Origin of the sequence: Nocardiopsis baichengensis YIM 90130 (assembly GCF_000341205.1) — a bacterium.
GTDB classification, from domain to species: domain Bacteria; phylum Actinomycetota; class Actinomycetes; order Streptosporangiales; family Streptosporangiaceae; genus Nocardiopsis_A; species Nocardiopsis_A halophila.
This window is the reverse complement of record NZ_ANAS01000024.1, coordinates 16,379-40,247: the sequence shown is the minus strand read 5'-3', so window position 1 is coordinate 40,247 and position 23,869 is coordinate 16,379. Positions and strand designations below refer to the sequence as shown.

Here is a 23,869-nt window from a genome sequence, read left to right as displayed (position 1 = left end):
GGCTCAGAGCGTGCAGGTGCAGGGCGGGGAGGTCGCGGCGGTCACGGCGGCCGCCCCGAAGGTCAGCGCGGGCGGGGTGAAGAGCAGCACGGCGGCGGCCGCGGCGGCCAGGACGCGCCGCGCGGCACCGCCGCCCCGGGAGGGGCCGAGCAGCCGCCGCGCCCGCTGCACCGGGCAGGCGCCGTCGGCGGCCAGCGCCTGCGGGGCGCGCCCTGCCGGCGCCGCGGGGACCGCCATCGCCCCCAGGGCGTGCAGCAGCGGGGCCGCGCCCTCCGCCCGGGCGGCGCGGTCGTCGGCGGCCCACTCCACCAGCACCGGGACCTCGCGGGCGGCCGCGCGCAGCAGCGGGACGCCGGGGAAGGCGGCGTCGAGCAGCCGCGCCCAGGCCACCAGCAGGTGGTGGCGGCCGCGCAGGTGCGCCTGCTCGTGGGCGAGGACGGCGCGCATCTGCCGGGCGGACAGGGCCTCCAGCGTGCCCCGGGTGACCACCACGCCGGAGCCGGGGACGCAGTAGGCGTCCGGCCGCTCGGCCTCGACCAGCCACACCCGCAGCCCGCCGACGGTGCGGCGCCGGGCCCCGGAGACCAGGCCGCGCCGGTGTTCGCGGCGCCGGCGGGTAGCGTCCCGGCCGCGGTGCAGCGTCACCCACCAGAACCGGGCGCCGGCCAGCGCCGCGGCGGCCGCGAGCACGCCGAACCAGGTGGCGGCGCCGTTGGCGCGCACCGCCTGCAGCAGGGTGACGCAGGCGGTGACGAAGCCCTTCAGGCCGGGGCCCATCACCTCGGCGGCCAGCATGGCCACCAGGGCGCCGCAGGTGAGCAGCCATGCGGTGGTGGCCAGGGTCCACTGGGCCAGCATCGCGCCGGGGCCCAGGCCGCCCGCGCGCCCGACCCGGTCGAGCAGGGCCGGCCCGGCGCAGGCGAGCAGCAGCGCGGCGGCCAGGGCGGCCGCGGCGGCGGTCACGCGTCCTCCTCGCGGGGCACGTCGGCCAGCAGGGAGCGCAGCACGTCGACGTCCTCGGGGGACATCTCGTCGACGAACCGGAGCAGGGTGGTGCGCGGGTCGCCGCTGTCGGTGAGCGCGCCGTGCATGCGCCGGGCGGCGTAGACGGAGCGGTCGCGGAGCGGCCGGTAGAACCAGACCCGGCCGGTGCGCCGCCGGTCCACCCAGCCCTTGCGACGCAGGTTCTCCAGCACGGTGGAGATGGTGGTGTAGGCGGGCGTGCGCCCGGGCAGCGCCTCGACGGCCTGGCGGACGCTCATCTCCTCGTCCGTGTCCCAGAGCAGGTCGAGAACGGCCGCCTCCAAGGGGCCCAGCCCGGAGTCCTCCATCGGTCGCCGCCTCCTTTCCTCTCCTGCAATACCTAACAGACCCCGCGCCGGAGCGCGCTACCGCCGGCCCGGCCTCCCGGCCGAGCGGCGCCGAGGCCTTCGGGACCGTGCGGCCTCCGGGACCGGGGGCTTCGCGGCTCAGGACGGCGCCACGAGGAGGGCGCCTGCGAGGGGACGGGGGCCCTCCCCCGCCGGACACGTCGACCAGGGATCGGGCGTCCGGATCTGCATACTCTATGGACCCGCAGCGGGTCGGGCTCAGAAGGCGAAGCGAGAGAGGCGGGTTCGCCCGTTCGGGGACGACCACGGGCGCCGAGGACCCGACCTGCCCTGCGGGTACTGCCCGATCTCACTGTGAGGACGCCCTCCTTCGTCATGTGCTCGGCAGAGCGGCGAAGGCGTCGCCCGGGCCGTCGGAGGCGACCGGGAGGAGTGCGGTCCCGTCGGACGCCGCCGCCGCGGGGACCGACCAGTTCCCTTCTCCCAGGGATGCGCCGTCGCGCATTCTCACGGCTCGGATCCCGTCCTCGCCCTCGGCGCCGGAACCGTCGGCGTCCTCAGCGGTCGGGTTCCCCGTCGACACGTACAGCACCCCTCCCACGATCGCCTCCGGCCTCTCACCGGGCTCGCGGTCCCGGCTCCATAGCCGACGGGGGTCGTCGGCGACCGCGATCAGGACCCCGCCGCCGTCCGGGGCCGCCCCGGCGACCACCGCCCCGCCCTCCTGTGTGCCGAGGAGGCGCGGTTCCTCGTCCGTGCCGAGCTCGGCCAGCCGTCGCCCGGTGCGCAGGTCGTGCACGGTGGTCCCGACGGTCTCGCCGTCCTGGCGCCACTCCAGCAGGACCGCCCCGCTCGCGTCGGTCTCCGGGCGCGGCCCGGGAGCGGGTACGGCGGCCGGTGCATGGGACGGCGGGGCGAGGCCTGCCCCGCTCCAGAGCCGCCGCCCGGTGGCGGTGTCCACCGCGTGCAGCCTCCCGTCCCGCTCGGTGAGCAGGGTGCCCTGGTATTCGTGCAGGACGGTGCCGCCCTCGCTCTCGTCGGCGGCCACCGCTCCGGTGGAGGGGTCCAGGGCCGCCTTCGGCCCGTCTGCGGCGCCCATGACCGACCCGGCCGAGGCGCCGAACACCAGGCCGGGCCCGACGAGCGTGCCGGGGACCTCGACCGGCCCCCAGACCAGCGTCCCCGCACCGGGCCGGTAGGCCGCCGCCGTGGTCCGGGCGGCGAACCCGCCGCCGTCCGGGTCGGCGTCGCTGTCGAGCACCACGACCAGGTCGCCCCCGTCGGCGTCCCGGGTGGCCGCGAACGCGGTGCAGCTGGGGTTGCGGTCGAGCGACCACCGCGTGGTCCCGTCCGGCCCGACCCCGAGGAAGACGAGGTCGCCGCCGCTCTCCTCGGGCATGACCGGCCCGACGAACCCGTCGCCGGCGGCCTTGGGCGGCGCGGAGAACGGCGCCGCCCACGCGGGCCGGGGGTCCAGCGGAGGCGGGACGTCCGCGGCCGGGACCGACGGCGCCGGGCCCGGCGGATCGTCCCGCGCCTCGGCGTCGGCCGCATCCCGCGGGCCCGGTCCCGCGCAGGCGGAGAGCAGCAGCAGCGCGGCCGCCCCGGCGGCGGCCGGCCGTCCCGGGCGGCGCCCCGGCCGTCCGTCCGAGCGCCGGGTCACGGCTCCGGCTCCCCGGTGGGCGCCCCGGCCCGGGCCGGCTCGTCCCCGTCAGCGTCGGCGTCGGCGCTCCGGGCGCGGCGGATGCGCCGGGCCCGGGCGGCGGCCACCCCCAGCAGCGCGAGGGCGAGGACCCCCAGGGCGATCAGGTCGGCCGTCCCGTCCAGGCCCGCGAGCGGCTTCTGGATCCGGTAGGCGGCGTCCTCCAGCGCGCCGACCCCGGGCAGCCCGGTCATCGACGCCGTCCCGTCGTATACGAGGAACAGCACTCCGATGGCGATGAACAGGAGCCCGGAGGCAAGGCCGGTGGTGTGCAGCCGGACCCGGCCCAGGGTCAGCGGACGCCCGCGCAGCCACCGCTTCGACCCCAGGTCGAAGCGGTCCCACAGCAGCGCGAGGAGGAACAGCGGCAGCGCCATGCCCAGCGCGTAGCAGGCCAGCAGGACCCCTCCGCGCAGGGGGCCGCCGGTGGCGGCGACGGTGAGCACCGCCCCCAGGATCGGGCCGGAGCAGAACCCCGCCAGTCCGTAGACCGCCCCCAGTCCGAACACCGGCAGCGCGCCGCTGCGCCCGGAGAAGCGGCCCTGGAGGCGGGCCAGCGGGCCGATGGAGACGCCCAGGCCGAGGATCTGGGCGGCGCCCAAGGCGATGATCGCCCACCCCGCCACGGCGACCAGCATCTCCCGGTTGCCGTAGAAGAACCCGGAGACGTAGGCCGAGCCGGCCCCCAGCGGGACCAGGGTGGTGCACAGGCCGGCGTAGAACACCGCGGTGCGGGCCAGCAGGCCGACGGGGTCGCGGAAGGCGTAGGCGAAGAACGAGGGCAGGAGCAGCGCGCTGCACGGGCTGAGCAGCGCCAGCAGCCCTCCGAGCAGCGCCGCGAGGTAACCGACGTCCACCGGTCAGCCCTCCTCGGACCGCGCGTCGTCCAGGGCCCGGTCGATGGTGTCGGTGAAGACCTCCAGCGGCTGGGCCCCCATGACGGGGTTGCCGTCGACCAGGAACGCGGGCGTGCCGGTGACCCCGACGCCCCGTCCCTCGGCGAAGTCCTCCTCGACCTCGGCGGCCAGGTCCTCGCGCTCCAGGTCCTCGGCGAACCGGCCGCTGTCCAGGCCCAGGTCGGCCGCGACGGCGGTGAGCTCGCCGCCGATGTCCTCGGGGGCGGTGCCCTCCAGCTCGTCCTGGGCGGCGTAGACGGCCTCGTGGTACTCCCAGAAGGCGTCCTGCTCGGCGGCGGCGCGGGCGCCCACGGCCATGATGCGCGAGGTCTCGCCCTTGTAGGGGAACTCGCGCCACTCGATGCGCAGGTCGCCCTCCTCGACGTAGCGCTCCACCAGCTCGGGCTGGGTCTCCTGCACCCAGGCGGCGCAGAACGGGCACTGGAAGTCGGAGTAGGCGATCAGGACGACGGGGGCGTCGGGGTCGCCGAGCGCGGTCGGGTCGTCGGCGTCCCGGCGGGCCAGGGACTCGCCCAGCTCCTTCAGCCCTTCGGCGTTCCCGGAGGCGGCGGAGGGGGCCGACCCGTCGGCGGCACCGGTGCCCGACTCCTCCCCGCCCACCAGGCGGACGGCGACGCCGACCGCGATCACCAGCACCACGGCGGCGCTGAGCAGCAGCGGCCAGAGCACTCCGGGTTCCTGTCGGGCGGGCTTCTGAGGCGGCATGGGTCTCCTCGGTCTCCTCGCGGGGGCGCGCCGGACTTTCTTCTATGCACCATAGAAGATCCTCTATGCTACATAGAAGTTCCGTGCCGGCCGTCGCCCAGCAGGGTGGGGCGCCGCACACCGACCTGCACACCGACCCCCCGGACCCGAGGAGCGACCGTCCCCATGCAGATCCGCCCCAGGCAGGACGGCCCGATGCGGCACTGGACGAGGAGGCAGTGGCTCACGGCCGCCGGCGGCACCGCGGTCGCGCTGGTCGTGCTGGGGGTTCCGGCCGTGCTGATCCCGAACGGCCTGTTCACGCGGGAGATCGAGCCGACGTGGTGGTCCTATCCGGTGTGGGTGGCGACCGCCGTCCTCTCCGGGCTGCTGCTGGCCACCTACGTACGGACCGGGACACAGGAGGCCCCCTCCCCCTCCCCAGGGCGCAAGGGCCTGGGCGGAACCGTGCTCGCCTGGTTCGCCATCGGGTGCCCGGTCTGCAACAAGCTCGTGCTGCTGGCCGTGGGGGCGTCCGGGGCGATGAACTGGTTCGCCCCGTTGCAGCCGGTCCTGGCGGTCGCGGGACTGGGCCTGCTGGCCGCCGCCCTGCGCACCCGGCTGCGGACCCTGAAGGCGTGCAGGGTCGACACGCCGGTCTGAACACCGGTCCGACAGGCGGGGCCCGCACCGGTCGCCTGCACAGGGGCGCCTGGCACGCCGAACTCTCCCGGACTTACGCTTGCCCCCACTCGCGGCATCCGCGCCGTCCAGGCTCAGAGGAGGCAAGGTGAGTGCAGACCCCGGCGAACACGCCACGGCCGTCCCGTTCCAGGAGCGGTACCTGGAGGACTACACCGTCGGCGAGACCGGCGAGTTCGGCGAGGCGGCCGTGACCGAGGAGGAGATCGTCGCGTTCGCCGAGCGCTTCGACCCGCAGTCCTTCCATGTGGACCCGGTATCCGCCGCCGAGGGACCTTTCGGCGGGCTGATCGCCAGCGGCTGGCACACCGCCGCGCTGATGATGCGGCTCTACACCGACCACTACCTGTCCCCCAGGGCCAGCCTCGGCGGGCCGGGCGTGGACGAGCTGCGCTGGACCGAGCCGGTGCGGCCGGGCGACAGGCTCACCCTGCACACCGAGGTCCTGGAGAGCCGCCGCTCCTCCTCCAAGCCCGACCGTGGCCTGCTCCGTACCCGGGTGGAGTTGCACGACCAGGACGGACGACGGGTGTTCCACGCCATCGTGCTGAACATCCTGCGCACCCGCCCGGAATGACCATGCCCCTCCGGGTGGACCGGATGCTCCTATGGATGTCAGTCCAGGACCGCCCGGGCGTCGGCGTGGCGGTCCTCGCGTGCGGTGCGGATGTGCAGGTCCACGCCCTCAGGTGTCGGATCGCCGCAGGCCATCACCTGTTCGCCGGCGTAGACCGGCCTGTGCAGGCGGTAGGAGTAGGAGCGCACCCGGCGGTCCGGGGCGTTGTCCCGGACGAGGTCCAGCATGAGCAGCGCCAGAAGCGGCCCGTGCACGAGCAGGCCCGGGTGGTTCGCCTCGTCGACGGTGTAGGGCAGGTCGTAGTGGATCCGGTGGGGGTTGGCCGTCAGAGCGCTCACCTGGAACAGCAGGACCGGACCGGTGGGCAGGGTCAGGGACCACGGGGCGTCCGCGGCCGGGGCCTCCTCCGGGCCGCAGGGCCGCACGCCGGGCGCCGGCACGCGGCCCGACCGGTAGACGATCTCCTGCTCCTCGACGGCGCACAGCCGCCCGCCTTGGCGCAGCTCGCGGCGCTCGGTCACGAAGAGAAGGTCTCCGCTGCGGCCCTGCTTCGGTGTCACGGCGGCCAGGCCGCTGGTGCACTGCGCCGGTTCGCCGACGACCAGCGGCGCCTCCACGGTGAGCCGGCCGCCGGCGAACATGCGGTGCCGGTCGGGGATGGGGGGCAGCAGGCGGCCGTTCTCAAGGTGCCCGTCCTCCCCCAGCTCCGAACGGCGCGGCCAGTGCAGGAAGTAGAGCCAGTGCCACAGCGGAGGGAGCGGGTCCCCCGCCCGGGCCACGGGTGCGGGCCGGTCCAGCGCGGCGGCCATGGCCGCCGCGGGCGCGGGCGGCATGGGGTCCTCGGCGGTGACGGGCTCAGGGGCCCACGACTCCACGAAGCGCTCAAGTCCGGGGTTCATGGTGTCCTCGCTCGATCGGGGCCGCAGGGTCGCCACCGATCATGTCGGGGGCTGGAGGCCGATGGGAAATAGAAGCCTGTGATGCAGGCATACCGCGTGCGCATGGCGCCCGGCGGGTCGTGTCCGCCGGCGTGGTGGAACCCTCCGGGCCCCGGCCGCCCACACCGAAACCCCCGTTGATCTCGGGAAAGTCGGGGTAATACTCGCCGGTATTACCCCGACTTTCCCGAGATCAACGGCAAGAAGGAGGGGGCGCGCGCCCCGGGGCGGGGGCGCCGATCGCGCCGCAGCGGCCGCACCGCTCACAAGGACGCGACCGAGGGTTCCACCACGCCGGCGGACACGACCCCGGCGGAGGCCTCCGAGGGCCATGGGCGCCCCCGCCGGGCATCGGGGCGGGGCATGGCCCCATCAGGGATCGGTATTTCACCGGACGCGCCATCGGTGCCCATGATGGGCCGGTACCGCCGCCGCCCCTGGAGGTCCGCATGCCCAGCGCGTCCCGTCCCCTTCCGCTCGCCGGGGTCACCGTCGTCAGCGTCGAGCAGGCGGTCGCCGCGCCGTTCGCCACCCGGCAGCTGGCCGACCTGGGGGCGCGCGTGATCAAGGTCGAGCGCCCGGACGGGGGCGACTTCGCCCGCCGCTACGACACCGCGGTGGAGGGGGAGTCCAGCTACTTCGTCTGGCTCAACCGCTCCAAGGAGTCCCTGGCGCTGGATCTGAAGTCCGAGCACGGGGGCGAGGTGCTGGAGCGGCTGCTGGGAACGGCCGACGTGTTCGTGCAGAACCTCGCCCCGGGGGCCGCGGCCCGGCTCGGCCTGGACCCCGCCTCCCTCGGGGAGCGGTTCCCCTCGCTCATCGCCTGTGCGATCTCCGGTTACGGGTCGACCGGCCCGTGGGCCGACCGCAAGGCCTACGACATGCTCGTCCAGTGCCAGACCGGCCTGGTCTCGCTGACCGGCACCCCCGAGGGGCCGGCCCGGGTGGGGGTGTCCGTCGCCGACATCGCCGCGGGGATGTACGCCTACTCGGGGATCCTGGGCGCACTCTTCGCCCGGGCGACCACAGGCGACGTGCGGACGGTCGAGGTGTCCCTCTTCGAGGCCCTGGCGGAGTGGATGGGCCAGCCCGCGCACTACACCCGCCACACCGGAGCACAGCCGCCCCGGATCGGCACGCACCACGCGACGATCGCCCCCTATGGGGCCTACACCGCCGCCGACGGCAAGGCCGTGCTGTTCTCCATCCAGAACGAACGCGAGTGGGCCTCGCTGTGCGAACGCTTCCTGCACAGGCCCGACCTGGTCGCCGATCCCCGCTTCGCCACAGGGGCCGACCGGGTGGCCAACCGCGACGCCCTCGACGCGGTCATCTCCGCCCGCTTCGCGGAGAGCCCGGGTGCGGCGGTCATGGAGGACCTGGACGCCATCGGGATCGCCAATGCGGGAGTGAACGACGTGCGGGAGTTCCTCGACCACCCGGTGCTCGCCGGGCGCGAGCGCTGGCGGCAGGTCCGGACCCCGGGCGGCGCCACTGTGCCGGCCCTGATCCCCCCGGCCGACCTGTCGGGGGCCGTCCCCCGTATGGATCCCGTCCCCGCCCTCGGTGAGCACACCGGCGCCATCCTCGCCGAGCTCGGCTTCGGCGGAGACCGAGAGGGCTGACGGGGACCGAGGCGGCCTCAGAGGTCGAGCCCGCCGCGTTCGACGAGCTGGCGCACGATCACGTCCTTCTGGATCTCGTTGGTCCCCTCCCCCACGATCATCAGGGGCGCGTCACGGAAGTAGCGCTCCACGTCGAACTCCGTGGAGTAGCCGTAGCCGCCGTGGATGCGCACCGCGTTCAAGGCGATCTGCATCGCCGTCTCCGAGGCGAAGAGCTTGGCCATACCCGCCTCCATGTCCACGCGCCGCCCGGCGTCGGCCTCGCGCGCGGCGTGCAGGGTGAGCTGGCGTGCGGCGCTGAGCGAGGTCGCCATGTCGGCCAGGTGGTTCCCGACGGCCTGGTGCCGCCAGATCGGCTTCCCGAACGTCTCCCGCTGCTGGGCGTAGGACAGTGCGTCGTCCAAGGCCGCCCGCCCCACGCCCAGAGCGCGCGCGGCGACTTGGAGCCGCCCCGTCTCCAGGCCCTTCATCATCTGGGCGAAGCCCTCGCCTTCCGCGCCTCCGAGAACGGCGTCGGCGGGCGCCCGGTGGCCGTCGAAGGACAGCTCGCAGCTCTCCACGCCCTTGTAGCCCAGCTTGGGCAGGTCGCGGGAGACCGTCAGGCCGGGCCCGTGCTCGACGAGCAGGACCGAGACGCCCCGGTGCGGCGGGTCGGCCTGCGGGTCGGTCTTGCACAGCAGCGCGATCAGGCCGGAGCGGCGGGCATTGGTGATCCACGTCTTGGCGCCGTCGATCCGGTAGCCGTCGCCGTCCCGCCGGGCACGGGTGGTCATGGCCTGCAGGTCCGAGCCCCCGCCCGGCTCGGTCAGCGCCATGGTGGCGCGCAGCTCCCCGGTGGCCATGCGCGGCAGGTACCGCCGCTTCTGCTCATCGGTCCCGAACAGGGTCAGCAGCCTGGCGACGACGGTGTGGCCGCCCATCGCGCCCGCCAGGCTCATCCACCCGCGGGCCAGCTCCTCGGTGATCAGGACGTAGCAGGGCATGGACACCGGTGTACCGCCGTGCTCCTCGGGCACCGCCAGCCCGTAGACGCCCAGGTCCTTCATGGTCGCGATGAGGTCGCCGGGGTAGGCGTCGGCGTGTTCGAGCCCGCGTGCGGCCGGCCGCACGTCCCGGTCGACGAAGTCGCGCACGGCGGCGACGGCGGCGCGCTCGTCCTCGGGGAGGGCGTCGAGGGTGCTCATGGGCGGGTGCTCCCAACTGTGCTCAGGGACGGGGGCGCGGAGGGGGCCGGCCGGGCGCGGGGCCGGTCCTCCGCTGCGGAGTACCATCATGGGAGGTCATGAGCGGGCGCGGGAAATAGCGATACGTGATGCCCCCATTCCGCCGGAGGATGCGCCCCGCGGCGGGCGGGGGCACGGCGGTACCGGGGAGGCCGGGTGGAGGTCAAACAGCTCAGGGCGCTCGTGACGGTGGCCGAGGCGGGCAGCGTGACGCGCGCCGCGGACCTGCTGCACCTGGTCCAGCCGGCGGTCACCCGGCAGATCCGCACGCTGGAGCACGAGCTGGGGGTGGAGCTGTTCGAGCGCACCCGCCAGGGCATGCGGCCCACGGCGGCAGGGCGGACGGTGGTCGAGCGGGCGCGGCGCGCCCTCGCCGAGCTGGACCGGGCCCGGGCCGAGGTGCGGCCCGCGCCGGGAGAGGTGGCCGGCATCGTCACCCTGGGCCTGCTGGAGAGCACCCTGGACCTGCTGGCCGAGCCGCTGGTGGCGGCGCTGGCCCGGGACCGGCCGGGCATCGAGCTGCGGCTGCTGACCGGGTACTCCGGGTACCTGCGGCAGTGGCTCGACGACGGGGACCTGGACCTGACGCTGGCCTACAACCTGGAGAGCACCCCCTCGCTGAACGCCCGCCCGGTCCTGGAGGACGGGCTGTGGGCGGCGGCCCCCGCTCCGGTGGGGCTGTCCCCCGGCCGGCCGGTGCCGTTCGCCGAGGTGTGCGCGCACCCGCTGGTGATGCCGGCGCCGGGGCACTCCCTGCGCGTGCTGATCGACGCCGCGGCCCGCCACGCGGGCGTACAGACCGAGATCGCCGCACAGACGAACTCGATGGACCTGCAGAAGCGCCTGGTGGTCGCCGGGCACGGGTGGACGATCCTTCCCGCCCCGGGGTTCTCGGCCGACGTGGAGGCGGGGGCGCTGAGCGCCGCACCGCTGTGCGACCCGGCGATCGACCGGTCGCTGGTCCTGGCCGCGCCCCGCGCACGCCGCACCCCGCCCGCCGTGGACGCCGTCGCCCGCGCCCTGCTCGCCCAGGTGGAGACCGCCGTAAAGGAGAACCGCTGGCCCGCGGCACGGCTGCGCGGCACGCCCGCGGCCTGAGCGCCGTCCCCGCAGGGCGGGGGCCGGGGGCACCGCGGGCGCCCTGGTCAGTCCGCCCGGTCCGGAAAGGCCGACGAGAAGGCCGAGGGGAACAGCGAACGGTAGGAGCGCGCGTGCGGGCCGTCCCCGGCGGCCACGACCGCGTGCGCCGCGGCACGGGCGAACACCTCCGCCACCGCGCCCAGGACCCGTTGGAAGGGCTCCAGGGCGGCCGGGCCCTCGCCGGTGGACAGCGCGAACACGGTGTCGCCGTCGACCATGGTGTGCGCCGGGCGCACCGCCCGGGCCAGGCCGTCGTGGGCCGTCGCGGCCAGCTTTCCGGCCTGGGCCTTGGTGAGGCCGAGGTCGGTGGCGACCACGCCGATCGTGGTGTTCTGGGCCGCCAGCCCCCCTTCGGCGGGGCCGCCCCAGGCGGCGACCTCCCCGGCGTCGGGCGCGCGCAGCCCCCCGAACTCGCCGCCGACGGCCTCCCATGACCCGTAGACCTCCCCGGTGCGGGGGTCGACGGCGCTCCCGGCCCCGTTGACCGCCGCCAGGGCGCCCACCACGGTGCCGTCCGCCAGGACCTCGCTCGCCGAGCCGACGCCCCCGGCGATCCCGCCGACCAGCGCGCCCGTGCCGGCCCCCACCGCGCCCGCCGGCGGGGCGGCCCCCGCAGGGGCGGCCGCGGCGGCGTCGTAGGCGGCGGCCCCCAGCTCCGCGTCGGGGACGGCGCGGAAGTCGCCGCCCCGCTTGAGGTCGAACAGCACCGCCGCGGGCACGATGGGCACGCACTCGCCGGGCCCGCCCACGGGCAGGCCCACCCCGGCGTCGGCGAGCCGGTGCACCACCCCGCCCGCCGCGTCCAGGCCGAACGCCGAACCGCCGCTGAGCACCACGGCGTGCACCCGCTCCACGAGGTTGCGCGGGTCGAGCAGGTCGGTCTCGCGGGTGCCCGGGGCCGCCCCGCGGACGTCCACCCCGCCGACCGCGCCCTCCGGCGGGGCAAGGACGACCGTGGTCCCGGTCCGCCACCCGTCGGCGGTGCGCTGCGCATGGCCGACCCGCAGGCCGCGCACGTCGGTGATCGCATTGGCGGGCCCGGTACGCCGGTCCTCGACCATCGGCTCTCCCTCTTCCCATCCCGGCGTCCGGACGGTAGAGGCGTCACAGGGCCGCCCCGTCCGCACGCTTCTCCGGTGGACCGCTGGGGCTTCCCCGCCGGCGCACGACGCCGGTGCCGCGGAGGAAGCCGTCACAAGGGCAGTATGCGCCCTCCGGGCTCACCTGCCACCGTCGTCCCCTGAGCTTCCGGAAGGGTCTTCGCCTCCGCGCAGGTCCCTCTTCATGCCGCCGGAACCGGAAAGGGAATCGGGCCTGTGTCCGCGGGACCTGCGGAACTCGTCGGCCAGGTCCAGCACACCGAGGAGGATGAGCAGCACGCCGAGCGGTCCGCCCTGGAACCAGAGGAATTCGAGATCCCAGAAGAACAGGGCCGACACCGCACCGGCGGCTACGAGGACGAGACCGATCAACGCTTTGAGACTCATGGTCCTCTTCCTCCAGCCTCTTCGACCGCCACTGCTTCGCGGACGGTAACGCGGGCCTGCCGCCCCCGGCCTCCTCCCTTCCGGGGAGATCGCCTGTGTTCGGCGTACTCCCTTGTGCGTATCGATATGCGGACCGCCCTGCGCACGGGCGCCACCGGGCGCTCGCCGCGTCCGCTTCACTCTCCTGGCGCTTGCGGTTACCGTGAGCCGCATGGGCCAGGGGTTGTTCGCGGACGATGCGGTGATCAGGCGTGTGAACCGGGAGGGGGCCACGCTCCTCGCGGCGGCGTACGCGATCCTTCTCCAAGTCGCCCACCCGGCCGTCGGCCAAGGGGTCAGCGATCACAGCGACTTCGCCTCCCGGCCACTGGACCGGTTGCGGGGCACGCTCACCTTCGTCTACGGGACGGCCTTCGGGACACGCGACGAAGCGGAGCGCGTCGCACGCATCGTCAGGGCCGTCCACCGGCACGTCGTCGGCCCCGGCTACGACGCGCGCGACCCGGAACTCCAGGTGTGGGTGGCGGCCACCCTCTACGAGGGCGCCGTCCGCATCCACGGCCTGGTCTTCGGCGAGCTCTCTCCGGACGAGAAGGAGGAGCTGCTCGGCCAGTGCTCCGTGTTCGCCACCTCCCTCGGCTGCCCCGAGGAGCACTGGCCCGCCGACCTTCCCTCCTTCGAGCGCTACTGGAAGGAGATGGTCGAGGGCATGGAGGTGAGCGGTCCGGCCCGGCGGATCGCCGAGGACCTGTTCGCCCCGCGCAACCGGGCGCTCCGCCCCCTCACCGCCGTCCAGCGCTTCGTCGCCTCGGGCATGCTTCCGCCGAACATCCGGGAGGGCTTCGGGCTGGCGTGGGACGAGCGCCGACGCCGACGGTTCGACCGGTTCTTCGCCGTGGTGAGGACCGTGTATCCACACCTCCCCCTGCGCGTCCGCACCCTGCCCAGGGACCTGTACCTGCGCGACATGCGCAAGAAGGCCGTCCAGAGGACGGCCGCGGCACGCGGCCGGTCGCCCCGGGGCTGAGGGCCGGCCGCGGCCGAGCCGCAGTGGGCGGCGGAACCGTCGGCGCCTCAGAGCGAGCGGATCGCTCCCCCGTCCACGGCCACGCAGCTTCCGGTCACGTACGACGCGGCAGGCGAGAGCAGGAACGCCGCCACCTTCCCGAACTCCTCGGGGCGCCCGGCCCGGCCGAGCGGGACCGCCGCGTCGCGCCTGCGCGACTCCTCCGGCGAGGCGGCCTCCAGCTCCTGGATGCGCGGGGTGGAGATGCGCCCCGGCAGCAGGCTGTTCACCCGGATCCCGCGCGGGCCCAGCTCGTCGGCGAGGGTCTTGGCCGCCATCGCCAGCCCGGGCCGGAGTCCGTTGGAGACGGCCAGGTTCGCGATGGGCTGGCGCACCGAGCTGGACAGCACGAACCCGATCGCGCCGCCCTCGCCCATCCGCCCGGCGGCGGCGCGGGCCAGCCGCAGCGCGCCGAGGAAGACGGTGTCGAACGCGCCGGCCCACTGCTCGTCCGTGGCGTCCAGCACACCGCCCGGGGGCGGGCCGCCCACGCTCACCAGGAGCCCGTGCACCGCTCCCCACTCTTCCACGGCCGCCTCCACCAGCCGGTCGGCCGCCCGGGGGTCGCCGTTGTCGGCGGCCTGTCCGCGCACCCGCCCCGGGTGGTCGGCCCCCAGCTCGGAGGCGACGGCCTCCACCCGGCCGGGGTCGCGCGAGGAGAGCAGCACGCGCCCGCCGTCCTCAAGCAGCGCGCGGGCCGTGGCCAGCCCGAGCCCGCTCGTCCCCCCGGTCACGATGTGGGTCCGCCCCTCGATGCCCAGGTCCACAGGGCGCCTCCTCGTCCGTGTCGTCCGCGATCGTCCGCGCGCCGCGCGACCCCCGCGCGCGGGGCCATCCTGCCAGCGGGCGGCCGCCCGGCGCCCCTCCGGGGCGCCGTCCCCCCGGTGCGGTGCTCCCCACGGCGGTGTCCCCGCCCGGACCTACGATGGGGGCGTTCGCCCCGTAACGGAAGGAGGCCGGTGCCGATGCCGGTCGCAGACGTGCAGGAGCCCGTCGAGCGCGCCCTGGTGGTGATGGCCCACCCCGACGACGCCGACTTCGGGTGCGCGGGCACCGTGGCCCTGTGGACCCGGGCCGGGACCGAGGTCGTCTACCTGATGGTCACCGACGGCGACGCCGGGGGCGACGAGCGCACCGTGGACGGTCGGGGCATGGCCGAGCTGCGCCGCGCCGAACAGGGCAAGGCCGCGGCCGCGGTCGGCGTCCAGGACGTGCGGTTCCTGGGCTACGCGGACGGGCGGGTGCTGCCCACCCTGGAGCTGCGGCGCGACATCGCCCGCGTCATCCGCCAGGTGCGGCCGCAGCGGCTGGTGATGCCCAGCCCCGACCGGGACTGGCGGCGGATCGCGGTGAGCCACCCCGACCACCTGGCCACCGGGGAGGCGGCGATCAACGCCGTCTACCCCGACGCGCGCAACCCGCACGCCCACCCCGAGCTGCTCGCCGAAGAGGGGCTGGAGCCGTGGACGGTGCCGCAGGTGTGGATCCCGCACGGCAAGGAGGCCGAGCACCTGTCCGACATCACCGAGGTGTTCGACCGCAAGCTCGCGGCCCTGGCCTGCCATGAGAGCCAGATCCCCGACATCTCCGTGCTGGAGCCCCGGCTCCGCGAGTGGCTGGCGGCCGAGGCCGCCCGGGGCGGCCTTCCCGAGGGGCACCTGGCCGAGACCTTCCAGATCGTCGACACGTCCTGACCCCCGGGACCGGGAACGCATCGCGCCTGCCGGGACGGCGATCGCGGTCGCCGTCGCGGTCGGTGGCACACGGGCGCACGGCATACGGCGGCGCCCCGTCGGCCGCCTGGAGTTCCCGGCCTGTGAGCGGGTGCCCCTCCCCCTCCCGTCAGAGTCGGCGGCGAAGGCCTCCAGACGGCGCCGCCCGGCGCTCCGTCGGCGCTCCCACGCGGGGAATGCGGCCCCTGCGGGCCGCCGCACGGCGGCGTACCGGGCGGGACCGGATGCGCGGACGGCGGCGACACGGTAGACGTGTGGGGAGAGCATGTATCCGACGAGACCGAGGAGGCCCGCCGTGGCCCAGCCGCCTTCCCCCTACGAGTTCCTGCCGCAGGTTCCCTCCTTCACCGTGACCAGCCAGGACGTCGCCGACGGGGTGACGCTGCCGACGGCCCAGGTCAGCGGGATCATGGGGGCCGGCGGCGAGGACGTCTCCCCGCACCTGTCCTGGGAGGGCTTCCCCGAGGGGACCCAGAGCTTCGCCGTGACCTGCTTCGACCCCGACGCCCCCACCGCCAGCGGGTTCTGGCACTGGGCGGTGTGCAACATCCCCGCCTCGGTCACCTCGCTCCCGGCCGGCGCCGGCGGCGAGGGCGGCGCCGGGCTGCCGGAGGGGGCGGTCACGCTGCGCAACGACGCCGGGGCCAACCGCTACATCGGCGCGGCCCCGCCTGCCGGGCACGGCCCGCACCGGTACATGTTCGCGGTGCACGCGGTGGAGGTGCCGCGCCTGGACGTGGACGCCTCGGCCACCCCGGCCTTCCTGGGCTTCAACCTGTTCTTCAACGCCATCGCCCGGGCCGTCATCACCCCGGTCTACGAGCAGAAGTAGCACCCGGAGCGGCGGGGGCGGCGCACCGTCCGCCCCCGCCCCTCCCGTCGGCAGCACCGCCGCACCGGCTCCCCCGGCGACCTCGAACGCACATACACTCTGATTCTCAGGCGTTCATATGAACCCGAATGGAGTGTGCGCGAACATGAATTCTGTTCGATCCGGGTACGCCGCCGTGGTCTTCGACTACGGCGAGGTCATCTCCCGCCCGCAAGAAGAGACCCAGCGGGCCGCCATGGAGCGTTTGGCCGGGGTCCCCGCGGACCTGTTCTGGAGCGCCTACTGGAACGAGCGCCGCGCCTACGACGCCGGGCTGCCCGCCTCCGAGTACTGGGGGCGCATCGCCCGGCGCACCGGCGCCTCGTGGGACACCGCCCGGATCCAGTCGCTGTGGGCGAGCGACATCGCCTCCTGGCTGTCCACCGACCCCGAGGTGACCGCGCTCGCCGGCGCGCTCGCCGCACGCGGCGTGCGCCTGGCCCTGCTGTCCAACGCCCCCTCCGACATCGCCGGGGCGCTCCGCCACTCCCCCGTCCTCGCCCCCTTCGAGTCCGCCTTCTTCAGCTGCGACCTGGAGATCTGCAAGCCCGACCCGGCGATCTACCGGCACGTCCTGCGGGAGCTGGGCACCGAGGCCGGGCGGACCGCCTTCATCGACGACCGCGAGGAGAACGTGCTGGCCGCCAAGCGCGAGGGCATCGACGCCCACCAGTACGAAGGCTCCGCGGGCCTGCGCACCTTCCTGGAAGAACGCTTCGGCCCGCTCTAGGGAAGCGGCGCCGCCCGGCCCGCTCCGGCGCCGGGCGGCTGACCGCAACCGGACACCTGTCGGGCCCGGTCACAGGTGCACCGGCCCCGCTTCCGCGCGTCGGGCCCGGAAGCCGCCGCACGGGCGCCGGTCACCGCCCTGGGCACGGGCCGCTCCCCGCGGACCGCCCCCGGCGCACGATGAAACCCGTGGTAGCACGCTCAACCAGGCCTTTCGGTTGTCCTGTGAACCGGAACCGGCCAACACCCGGCGCCCCGATGAACACCGGCCTACGCTCGTTGTGTACGGATCGACACCCCCCGCCGGGCACGGCGCCGCCCCGCCGTCAAGGGACCGCCGCATCAGCGCCCGGACGCTCAGCCGTCCCGTGCCGACCCTGCACATCACTCATATCGAGCGGAGAGGTTCATCGGTGTCCGCTACACAGCAATCCGAGCGCCCGACCGTCGTGGTCACGACGGCGGGCTCGGCATCGACGTCCGGAACCATCCTTCACCTGCGGCGCCTGGGATACCGGGTCGTCGCCACCGACATCGACTCCAGTGCACCCGGGCTCTACCTCGCCGACGACTGCCACCTGGTTCCCCCCGGCTCCAGCCCCGACTTCCTCCCGGAGCTGCGCGGGGTGTGCGCCAAGGAGAACGCGGCCGCGCTCATCCCGCTGGTCGACGAGGAGCTGCTGCCCGCCGGCGGGCTGGCCGACGAAGGGCTGCAGGTGCTGCTGCCCCGGCGCGAGTTCATCGCCACCTGCCTGGACAAGTACGCACTGATGCGCCGCCTGGCCGCCGCCGGGCTGCCCGTCCCGGCGACCGCCCTGGCCTCGGAGTGGGCGGGCGCACCGCGCACCCCCGCGGTGGTCAAGCCCCGCTCCGGGCGGGGCAGCCGCGGCGTCGTGGTCTGCCACACCCCCGACGAGGTGTCCGCCGTGCTGGCCTCCGGCGGGTCCCCCTTGGAGGACCTGCTGGTGCAGGAGCGGGTGTCGGGCCCGGAGTTCACCGTCTCGGTCGTGGTCTGGCGGGACGGGCGGGTCCAGGCGGTCGTGCCCAAGGAGGTGGTGCTCAAGCGCGGCGTCACCAAGTTCGCGGTCACCCGCCGCGCCGAACGGGTCGCCGAGGTGTGCCGGGCCGTCCAGCGCGAACTGCGCGCCGACGGCCCGTTCAACGTGCAGTTGGCGTTGGACGCCTCGGGCGAGCCGCGCATCTTCGAGATCAACCCGCGCTTCTCCTCCACCGCGCCGCTGACCACGGCGGCCGGCGTGGACGAGGTCGGCGGGCTGCTGGCCCAGGCGCTGGGCCGCGGACCCCGCCTGGCCGACGAATGGCAGGAGGGCGTGGTCATGGTGCGCCGCTGGACCGACGAGTTCATCGGCGAGGAGGCGTTCGCCTCCGCGGGCATCCGGCCCGCGGCCTCGGAGCCGATGCGCGAGTACGAACCGGCTTCGGCCGTGCAGGCGGCCCGGTGAGGAGAACCGGGGCCGCGCCCGGGGAGCTGCTGGCCCCCCTGACCGCGGCGGTGCTGGAGGTCGGCGTGCTGCTCCGGGAGTGGCGCGCCGACGCCGCCGCGGTGCGAGGGGTCTGGGAGGGCTCCCAGTTCAAGGCGGAGGCCGACGCGCGGGCGCACCGGGAGCTGAGCGGCCGGCTGGCCGCGCTGGCCCCCGGGGCGCCGGTGCTCAGCGAGGAGGACGCCTCCTCGCAGGTCTCCGCCCGGCCGGGGCGCCACTGGCTGATCGACCCGATCGACGGGACCGCGAGCTACGCCCACGGCTTCCCCGGCTACGTCACCCAGGCGGCGCTCATGGAGGGCCCGAGGCCGGTGCTCTCGGCGGTCTACGCGCCGGAGAACGACGTGATGTACACGGCCGTGCGCGGCCTGGGCGCCACCCGCAACGGGGTGCTGATGCCGCGCCTCGACCCGGCCCCGGTGGGCACCGGGGCCCTCGTGGACAACACCCCGGAGCCGCGGGGGATCGCCGCTCGGGCCCACGCCCGCTTCGGGTTCCGCGAGTACATGGAGTGCGGGAGCATCGCGCTGAAGCTGTGCAGGGTGGCGGAGGGGTCGGCCCGGCTGTTCGTCAAGGACGTGCCGGTGCGCGACTGGGACGTCGCCGCCCCGCTGCTGGTGCTGGAGGAGGCCGGGGCGGGCCTGGTGCGGCTCGACGGGACCGGGTTCGACTTCCAGGGCCCCTACGAGAGCACGGGCCTGATCGGCGCGTCGTCCCCGGAGGCGTGCGCGGAGGTGGCCCGCTGGTGGCGTGACGAGGGGGCAGTCGGGTAGCCGGTGCCGGGCGGGGTTCGCCCGGTCGGTGGAGGTGCTCCCCGCCCGGCCCCGCCCGGCGCCCCGGGTCGGCCGCGGGGTCGGCCCGGGCCTGCCTCCTCGCCCCCTTGGGGCGATGGACGGCGGAGGGGGTGATCAGGCGGCGCGGTCGACGGACGCCTCCCCGCTGGCCTACTCGCCGCGCCGCCCTCAGGGACCAGAACGGCACGGTCCCGGCCTCGCCGCCAGGCGGTGCGACGGTTCGGCCACATCCGGACGGACGCATCCTTGAAGGCCGACCGGCCCGCTCCCGTCCTCCCGCCCCATCGGCTCGAACACAACGTCCTCTCCGGGGGACGCGTCCTCTCCGGGCCCGGGGCGGCGACCATGCGGCCCGTGGGGACCGGGACAGCACGCTCCGAACATCCCCCACAGGGGCACTCGGGACACCTGGGACGCGCCCGACGCGGGGCGTCCTCCCTTCGGAGGACGCCGGACCCGCCGATCTGCCGATGCTGTGGCCCGGTCCGGGGCACTACGCTCGAAAAGGAGGGCCGCCTCGGCGGCCCGGACGCGCGCACGGGAAGAGGGAGGCCGGCTATGGAGGGGTCCGCAGCGCGCCCGGGGGAGTACCGGGCCGCCGACGCCGACCGCGATGCCGTGGCCGAGCGCCTGGCCGCCGCGCTGGCGGAGGGCAGGCTCAAGGAGGACGAGTACCGCGAGCGCCTCGACGCCGCGCTCGCCGCCGTCACCCTGGGCGACCTCGAACCGCTCACCGCCGACCTGCCGGCGTCCGGCGAGCCCGCCCCGGTTCCTCGAGCCGACGGCCCGGTGGATCTGGCGAGCACCGGGGCCGCCGCCGCGCCCGGGTTCTGGCAGGAGCAGGCCGAGGCCTGGCGGCCGTGGGCCGGGGGCGCCGTCGTCATGATCGGCATCTGGGGCCTGACCAGCGCCCTGTCCGGCGGTCTGACCACGTTCTGGCCGGCCATCCCGCTCGGCATCTGGGCACTGGTGATCGTCGCCGGGGCCATCGGCGGCGGGTCGCACGGCCGCGGCCGCTGACCGCCTCCCGCCCCGGTGCAGACGCCCGCGGCGGCACCGCTTCCCTGCCCGTACGGAGCCTTTCCTCCCGCGATGGCGGCGCGTATCGTGAAATCTCCCATCATCATGCGGCAGGGGGTGGGCGTTGGTGGACGACGAACGCGTTCCCGAGGCCCGTATGCGCGCCTCGGACGCCGACCGGGACGCCACCGCCGAACGCCTCGCCACCGCCCTGGCGGAGGGCCGTCTGGACCTGCCCGAGTACGAGCGCAGGCTGGACGCGGCGATGGCGGCGGTGCACATCGGTGATCTGCGCCGCCTCACCGCCGACCTGCCCGAACCGCCCCCCGCTCCGGTGCCCGCCGAAGAGCGGCCGGTGGCCGTGGCCGCCGGCGCCGGCGAGGCGGCCTCCCCGTGGAAGGAGTGGGTGGACGAGTGGCGCTGGTGGATGGGCGGTGCCGTGATCATGACGGGCATCTGGGGCGTGACCAGCATCATGGGCGGCACGCTGCTGCCGTTCTGGCCGCTGGTCCCGCTGGGAATCTGGGCCGCGATCCTGGTCGCGGCCGCGATCTGGCCGGACGAGAGCTCGGGACACCGCCGATGAGCGGGCCAGGCCCGGGTAGGGGCGGTCTCCCGGCGCACCGGAGGGAGTGAGGAGGATGGACGACGAACGGCTGCCGCCGGAGCGGATGCGCGCCTCGGACGCCGACCGGGACGCCGTCGCGCGGCATCTGGGCCACGCCCTCCAAGAGGGCCGGCTCACGCTGGCCGAGTACCACGAGCGGCTGGAACTGGCCATGGGGGCGGTCACACTGGGCGACCTGTCCCCCGTCACCCGCGACCTCCCCGCCGCCCCGCCGGAGGTGCTGCGCCCGCCCGAGCGGCGCTCCGAGGTGGCGCGCGCCGGCGCCGAGCGGTCCCAGGAGTGGGTCCGGCGCCTGGAGCCCTGGCGGGGCCTGGCAGCGGTGTCGGTGGTACTGATCGGGATCTGGGGCGTCACCAGCGTGATCGCCGGCGGGCTGCTGCCGTTCTGGCCGCTGATCCCCATCGGGTTCATGTTCGTCTTCACCTTCGCCGGGGCGCTCAGCGGGGCGCACCACCACCGGCCGCAGGAGCGCGGCCACGGACGCGCCGACCGCCCCTGGCCTCCTCCCGACGGGCGCTGAGGGCGTTCTGCACCGCCCCCGGGGCCCGGACCGGTAGGTCGGCCGGGCCGCCCGGCCGGGGCCCACGGCCCCGCGACGGGGCCGCTCAGCCGGCGGCGTGCAGCCAGCGGACGGGGGCGCCGTCCCCGGCGTAGCGGAAGGGCTCCAGCTCCTCGTCCCACACCCTGCCGGTGAGCCGGTCCAGCTCCTCGGCCAGCTCGACCTCGCCCGCGGCGGCGCGCTCCATGGCGGTGCGCAGCCGCGCCTCGGAGACCAGCACCTCGCCGGCGGCGCTGGTGACCGCGGTGAAGACGCCCAGGGTCGGGGTGTAGCTGTAGCGGACGCCGTCGCAGCCCGGAGTGGGCTCCTCGGTCACCTCGAAGCGCAGGCGCTGCCAGTTGTTCAGCGCGGAGGCGAGCGCGCCGGACATGCCGGGCGCGCCCTGCCAGTTCAACTCCGCGCGGTGCGATCCGGGCGCCGCCGGCTGGTCGTCCCAGTCGAGTTTCACGGGCACACCGACGACGCCCGCGACCGCCCACTCGACGTGTGGGCACAGCGCCGCGGGCGCGGAGTGGACATACAAGACGCCACGTGCGGACACCGAACCTCCTGATACGAACGAGTGCGCTTCCCCGTCGCCCTCGTTCTCCCGCAGAGGAGCCGTCCGTTCGGGAGTTCTCCTCGGGCCATTGTGCCCCATGGGCACCAAAGGCACCAGGGCGGTGATGGCCGGATGCGGCATTCCCGCCCGCGGAGGGTTGCGCGGCGGTTAGCGTGACCCCAGGTGTGGCAGGTTCGGCGAGTCTACTTGGGGCGCCGTTGAGTGACCAGACCCGTGACGTCCCCTCCTCCGTCGACCTGGTCGGCCGGGCGGCCGCCGGGGAGCACGCGGCCTGGTGCGCCCTGATCGGCCGGTACGAGCTCATGGTCGACGCCGTCGTGCGCTGCCACGGACTGTCCGGGCAGGACGCCGAGGACGCCCGCCAGACCGTGTGGTGCAGGCTCGCCGAGCACCTGGACGGCATCCGCTCGCCGGAGCGGATCGGCTCGTGGATCGCGCGCACGGCCCACCGGGAGGCGTCCCGCCAGATTCGGCTGGCGCGGCGCGCGCGGGCGCTGGAGAGCGGCGGGGGCCTGAGAGCGCTGGAGCCGGTGGACCACCGGACCCCCGAGTCGGAGTACCTGCGCGCCGAGGAGGTCCGCGGGGTGCGGGAGGCCATCGCGTCGGTCGGGGAGCCCGATCGGACGGTGCTCGCCTTGGACCTGCACCGGCCGGGGGCGTCGGCCGCCGAGGTGGCGGACTGCACCGGGCTGCCTGTTGAGGAGGTGCCGACGGTGCGCCGGCGTGCGCGGCGGCGGCTCCTCCGTCTGCTCAGGCGGGCACAGGGGACGTACGAGGCGGGCGTGTGAGCGGGAAGGGCGGGGAGCGCCGTGTGGCCGGAGGATGAGGACGAGCGGGCCGACCGTCTGATCGCCCGGCTGCGCGAGGGCGCCTCGGAGGCGGAACCGATGTCGGAGCGGGTGCGGCGGGCGGCGGACGGCGCTTTCGCAGCGCGGGGCGTGGAGGCTCCGGTGGCCGAGGTGGTGGGCGACTCCCTGGAACCGGACGGCGGGGTGCGCACCAGCGCGTTGCGGGGCCCGCGCTATGTGCTGCTGCGGGGTGTGGGGGTGCAGGTGGAGGTGCACCTGGAGATCACCGGGCATGCCGGGCACCGGAGGATCGCGGGCCGCGTGGTGCCCCCGGGCGCCGGAACGGTCGAGGTGCGCAGTCCGGTCGGCGCCCGGGAGTTCCCGGTGGACGAGGGGGGCGGTTTCACCGCGGGATCGGTACCGCGGGGGCCGGTGCGTCTGCTGGTCAGCGATGACGAGGGGCCGAGGGTGGTGTCGTCCTGGCTCCCGCTGTGACGGCCGGTGGGGGACTGCGGGCGCGTGTCGGCAAGGGGACGGCCGCGCAGGCGGGTCGACGGGCGTGTGGCAGGGCCCTGCCACCCCCCGGCTCCGCGAATCCGGGTGGTGGCAGACCCCTCCGGCTCGTAGGATCATCGGCGTAATCCCCCCGTCTCCCGTTCCGACGCGCACCGCCGACACGCGCACTGGTCCGCCCCGAGGAGGAACCGCCCGTGCCCGAGAACAGCGCCCTTGAGACCCCGCTGGAGGAACTGCCCGAGCGCAGCAGGCAGGTGGCCGAGGCCCTGCAGGCCGCGGGGGTGCGGCCGCTGGTCCGGCGGCTGGACGACTCGGCCCGCACCGCCGCCCTGGCGGCGGAGGCCCTGGGGTGCGGGGTCGGCGCGATCGCCAACAGCCTGGTGTTCATGGCCGGGGAGACCCCGGTGCTGGTCCTGACGAGCGGACGGCACCGGGTGGCGACCAAGGCGCTGGCGTCCCGCCTCGGCCTGCCCCGCCTGGACCGGGCCGACCCCGACCAGGTGCGCGCCGCCACGGGTCAGGCCATCGGAGGCGTGGCCCCGCTCGGCCACCCGTCGCCCCTGACGACGGTGGTGGACGAGGCCCTGGCCGACTACGACCGCATCTGGGCGGCCGCGGGGACCCCGGACACGATCTTCCCGACCACCCACGAAGAACTCGTCCGCGTCACCAAGGGCACCTCACTCCCGGTCGCACGCTGAGGCCGGCAGGCGGCGGCAGGTGGCGGCAGGCGGTGGAGACCGGATCCGCTCCCCCGACCGCCGGGCGTGCCCAT

Annotated in this window: 27 protein-coding genes; 16 read left to right on the top strand and 11 right to left on the bottom strand. The window is 75.4% G+C overall.

The window, feature by feature from the left end; genetic code table 11:
• Positions 1-3: 3 nt before the first annotated feature.
• The 5 genes from C892_RS0119760 to C892_RS0119740 form a co-directional block, all read right to left on the bottom strand.
• The gene (locus C892_RS0119760) at positions 4-963 is read right to left on the bottom strand and encodes a M56 family metallopeptidase (protein WP_017558576.1); all 960 of its coding nucleotides are present in this window, start codon (positions 961-963) and stop codon (positions 4-6) included.
• Positions 960-1,331, bottom strand: a complete 372-nt coding sequence (locus C892_RS0119755; protein ID WP_017558575.1) for a BlaI/MecI/CopY family transcriptional regulator — start codon at positions 1,329-1,331, stop codon at positions 960-962. Before C892_RS0119755 ends, C892_RS0119760 begins: the two co-directional genes overlap by 4 nt.
• 373 nt (positions 1,332-1,704) lie before the next feature.
• Entirely contained in the window at positions 1,705-2,994 is a 1,290-nt protein-coding gene (locus C892_RS29240; RefSeq protein ID WP_040685510.1) for a PQQ-binding-like beta-propeller repeat protein, read from the bottom strand.
• Positions 2,991-3,890: a cytochrome c biogenesis CcdA family protein gene (locus tag C892_RS0119745; RefSeq protein ID WP_017558574.1), complete on the bottom strand. Its 900-nt coding sequence runs from the start codon at positions 3,888-3,890 to the stop codon at positions 2,991-2,993. The genes C892_RS29240 and C892_RS0119745 overlap by 4 nt, the downstream gene beginning before the upstream one ends.
• Before the next feature lie 3 nt (positions 3,891-3,893).
• Positions 3,894-4,655: a DsbA family protein gene (locus C892_RS0119740; protein ID WP_026124499.1), complete on the bottom strand. Its 762-nt coding sequence runs from the start codon at positions 4,653-4,655 to the stop codon at positions 3,894-3,896.
• A 195-nt stretch (positions 4,656-4,850) separates the two neighbouring features.
• Here C892_RS0119740 and C892_RS0119735 point away from each other — a divergent pair, with 195 nt between their 5' ends.
• Positions 4,851-5,297, top strand: a complete 447-nt coding sequence (locus tag C892_RS0119735; protein ID WP_026124498.1) for a hypothetical protein — start codon at positions 4,851-4,853, stop codon at positions 5,295-5,297.
• 127 nt (positions 5,298-5,424) lie between these two features.
• A complete protein-coding gene (locus C892_RS0119730) occupies positions 5,425-5,913 on the top strand; it encodes a MaoC family dehydratase (protein ID WP_017558571.1) in 489 nt (162 codons plus the stop codon).
• Positions 5,914-5,951: 38 nt separating this feature from the next.
• On the opposite strand, the gene C892_RS0119725 is transcribed toward C892_RS0119730, so the two are convergent.
• Positions 5,952-6,812 carry an HTD2 family dehydratase gene (locus C892_RS0119725; protein ID WP_017558570.1) on the bottom strand — a complete coding sequence of 287 codons (861 nt, stop codon included), beginning with the start codon at positions 6,810-6,812 and terminating at the stop codon, positions 5,952-5,954.
• A gap of 488 nt (positions 6,813-7,300) precedes the next feature.
• Here C892_RS0119725 and C892_RS0119720 point away from each other — a divergent pair, with 488 nt between their 5' ends.
• Positions 7,301-8,476, top strand: coding sequence for a CaiB/BaiF CoA transferase family protein (locus C892_RS0119720; RefSeq protein WP_017558569.1), 1,176 nt, complete (start codon positions 7,301-7,303; stop codon positions 8,474-8,476).
• A 17-nt stretch (positions 8,477-8,493) separates the two neighbouring features.
• Here C892_RS0119720 and C892_RS0119715 read toward each other — a convergent pair whose 3' ends face one another.
• Positions 8,494-9,660 (bottom strand): acyl-CoA dehydrogenase family protein, encoded by a 1,167-nt coding sequence (locus C892_RS0119715; RefSeq protein WP_017558568.1) that lies wholly within the window; start codon positions 9,658-9,660, stop codon positions 8,494-8,496.
• A 195-nt stretch (positions 9,661-9,855) separates the two neighbouring features.
• On the opposite strand from C892_RS0119715, the gene C892_RS0119710 reads away from it, so the two are divergent.
• A complete protein-coding gene (locus tag C892_RS0119710) occupies positions 9,856-10,797 on the top strand; it encodes a LysR family transcriptional regulator (RefSeq protein ID WP_017558567.1) in 942 nt (313 codons plus the stop codon).
• Positions 10,798-10,844: 47 nt separating this feature from the next.
• Here C892_RS0119710 and C892_RS0119705 read toward each other — a convergent pair whose 3' ends face one another.
• Positions 10,845-11,900, bottom strand: a complete 1,056-nt coding sequence (locus C892_RS0119705) for a P1 family peptidase (protein WP_017558566.1) — start codon at positions 11,898-11,900, stop codon at positions 10,845-10,847.
• A 159-nt stretch (positions 11,901-12,059) separates the two neighbouring features.
• A complete protein-coding gene (locus C892_RS0119700; protein WP_017558565.1) occupies positions 12,060-12,326 on the bottom strand; it encodes a hypothetical protein in 267 nt (88 codons plus the stop codon).
• 211 nt (positions 12,327-12,537) lie between these two features.
• On the opposite strand from C892_RS0119700, the gene C892_RS0119695 reads away from it, so the two are divergent.
• Positions 12,538-13,353 carry an oxygenase MpaB family protein gene (locus tag C892_RS0119695; RefSeq protein WP_017558564.1) on the top strand — a complete coding sequence of 272 codons (816 nt, stop codon included), beginning with the start codon at positions 12,538-12,540 and terminating at the stop codon, positions 13,351-13,353.
• 47 nt (positions 13,354-13,400) lie between these two features.
• On the opposite strand, the gene C892_RS0119690 is transcribed toward C892_RS0119695, so the two are convergent.
• On the bottom strand, positions 13,401-14,159 hold the full coding sequence (locus C892_RS0119690) for an SDR family oxidoreductase (protein WP_017558563.1): 759 nt from the start codon (positions 14,157-14,159) through the stop codon (positions 13,401-13,403).
• A gap of 198 nt (positions 14,160-14,357) precedes the next feature.
• Between C892_RS0119690 and C892_RS0119685 the strand changes: the two genes are divergently transcribed.
• From C892_RS0119685 to C892_RS0119650, 8 genes are all read left to right on the top strand, one after another.
• On the top strand, positions 14,358-15,086 hold the full coding sequence (locus C892_RS0119685) for a PIG-L deacetylase family protein (RefSeq protein WP_017539357.1): 729 nt from the start codon (positions 14,358-14,360) through the stop codon (positions 15,084-15,086).
• Positions 15,087-15,420: 334 nt separating this feature from the next.
• Complete coding sequence (locus C892_RS0119680) at positions 15,421-15,957, top strand: YbhB/YbcL family Raf kinase inhibitor-like protein (RefSeq protein ID WP_017539356.1); 537 nt, start codon at positions 15,421-15,423, stop codon at positions 15,955-15,957.
• A gap of 145 nt (positions 15,958-16,102) precedes the next feature.
• The gene (locus tag C892_RS0119675) at positions 16,103-16,726 is read left to right on the top strand and encodes an HAD-IA family hydrolase (protein ID WP_026124497.1); all 624 of its coding nucleotides are present in this window, start codon (positions 16,103-16,105) and stop codon (positions 16,724-16,726) included.
• A gap of 448 nt (positions 16,727-17,174) precedes the next feature.
• Positions 17,175-18,188 (top strand): ATP-grasp domain-containing protein, encoded by a 1,014-nt coding sequence (locus C892_RS0119670; RefSeq protein WP_017558561.1) that lies wholly within the window; start codon positions 17,175-17,177, stop codon positions 18,186-18,188.
• A complete protein-coding gene (locus C892_RS0119665; protein ID WP_017558560.1) occupies positions 18,185-19,000 on the top strand; it encodes an inositol monophosphatase family protein in 816 nt (271 codons plus the stop codon). Before C892_RS0119670 ends, C892_RS0119665 begins: the two co-directional genes overlap by 4 nt.
• Positions 19,001-19,579: 579 nt before the next feature.
• Complete coding sequence (locus C892_RS0119660) at positions 19,580-20,041, top strand: DUF1707 SHOCT-like domain-containing protein (protein ID WP_017558559.1); 462 nt, start codon at positions 19,580-19,582, stop codon at positions 20,039-20,041.
• Between the two features lie 157 nt (positions 20,042-20,198).
• Entirely contained in the window at positions 20,199-20,627 is a 429-nt protein-coding gene (locus C892_RS0119655; RefSeq protein WP_017558558.1) for a DUF1707 SHOCT-like domain-containing protein, read from the top strand.
• A 55-nt stretch (positions 20,628-20,682) separates the two neighbouring features.
• Complete coding sequence (locus C892_RS0119650) at positions 20,683-21,189, top strand: DUF1707 SHOCT-like domain-containing protein (protein ID WP_017558557.1); 507 nt, start codon at positions 20,683-20,685, stop codon at positions 21,187-21,189.
• A gap of 85 nt (positions 21,190-21,274) precedes the next feature.
• Here C892_RS0119650 and C892_RS0119645 read toward each other — a convergent pair whose 3' ends face one another.
• On the bottom strand, positions 21,275-21,769 hold the full coding sequence (locus tag C892_RS0119645; RefSeq protein WP_039820508.1) for a DUF3145 domain-containing protein: 495 nt from the start codon (positions 21,767-21,769) through the stop codon (positions 21,275-21,277).
• 218 nt (positions 21,770-21,987) lie between these two features.
• On the opposite strand from C892_RS0119645, the gene C892_RS0119640 reads away from it, so the two are divergent.
• From C892_RS0119640 to C892_RS0119630, 3 genes are all read left to right on the top strand, one after another.
• The gene (locus C892_RS0119640) at positions 21,988-22,578 is read left to right on the top strand and encodes an RNA polymerase sigma factor (protein ID WP_017558556.1); all 591 of its coding nucleotides are present in this window, start codon (positions 21,988-21,990) and stop codon (positions 22,576-22,578) included.
• A 21-nt stretch (positions 22,579-22,599) separates the two neighbouring features.
• Positions 22,600-23,073 carry a hypothetical protein gene (locus C892_RS32640; protein ID WP_017558555.1) on the top strand — a complete coding sequence of 158 codons (474 nt, stop codon included), beginning with the start codon at positions 22,600-22,602 and terminating at the stop codon, positions 23,071-23,073.
• 215 nt (positions 23,074-23,288) lie between these two features.
• Positions 23,289-23,795, top strand: a complete 507-nt coding sequence (locus C892_RS0119630; RefSeq protein ID WP_017558554.1) for a YbaK/EbsC family protein — start codon at positions 23,289-23,291, stop codon at positions 23,793-23,795.
• Positions 23,796-23,869 lie beyond the last annotated feature (74 nt).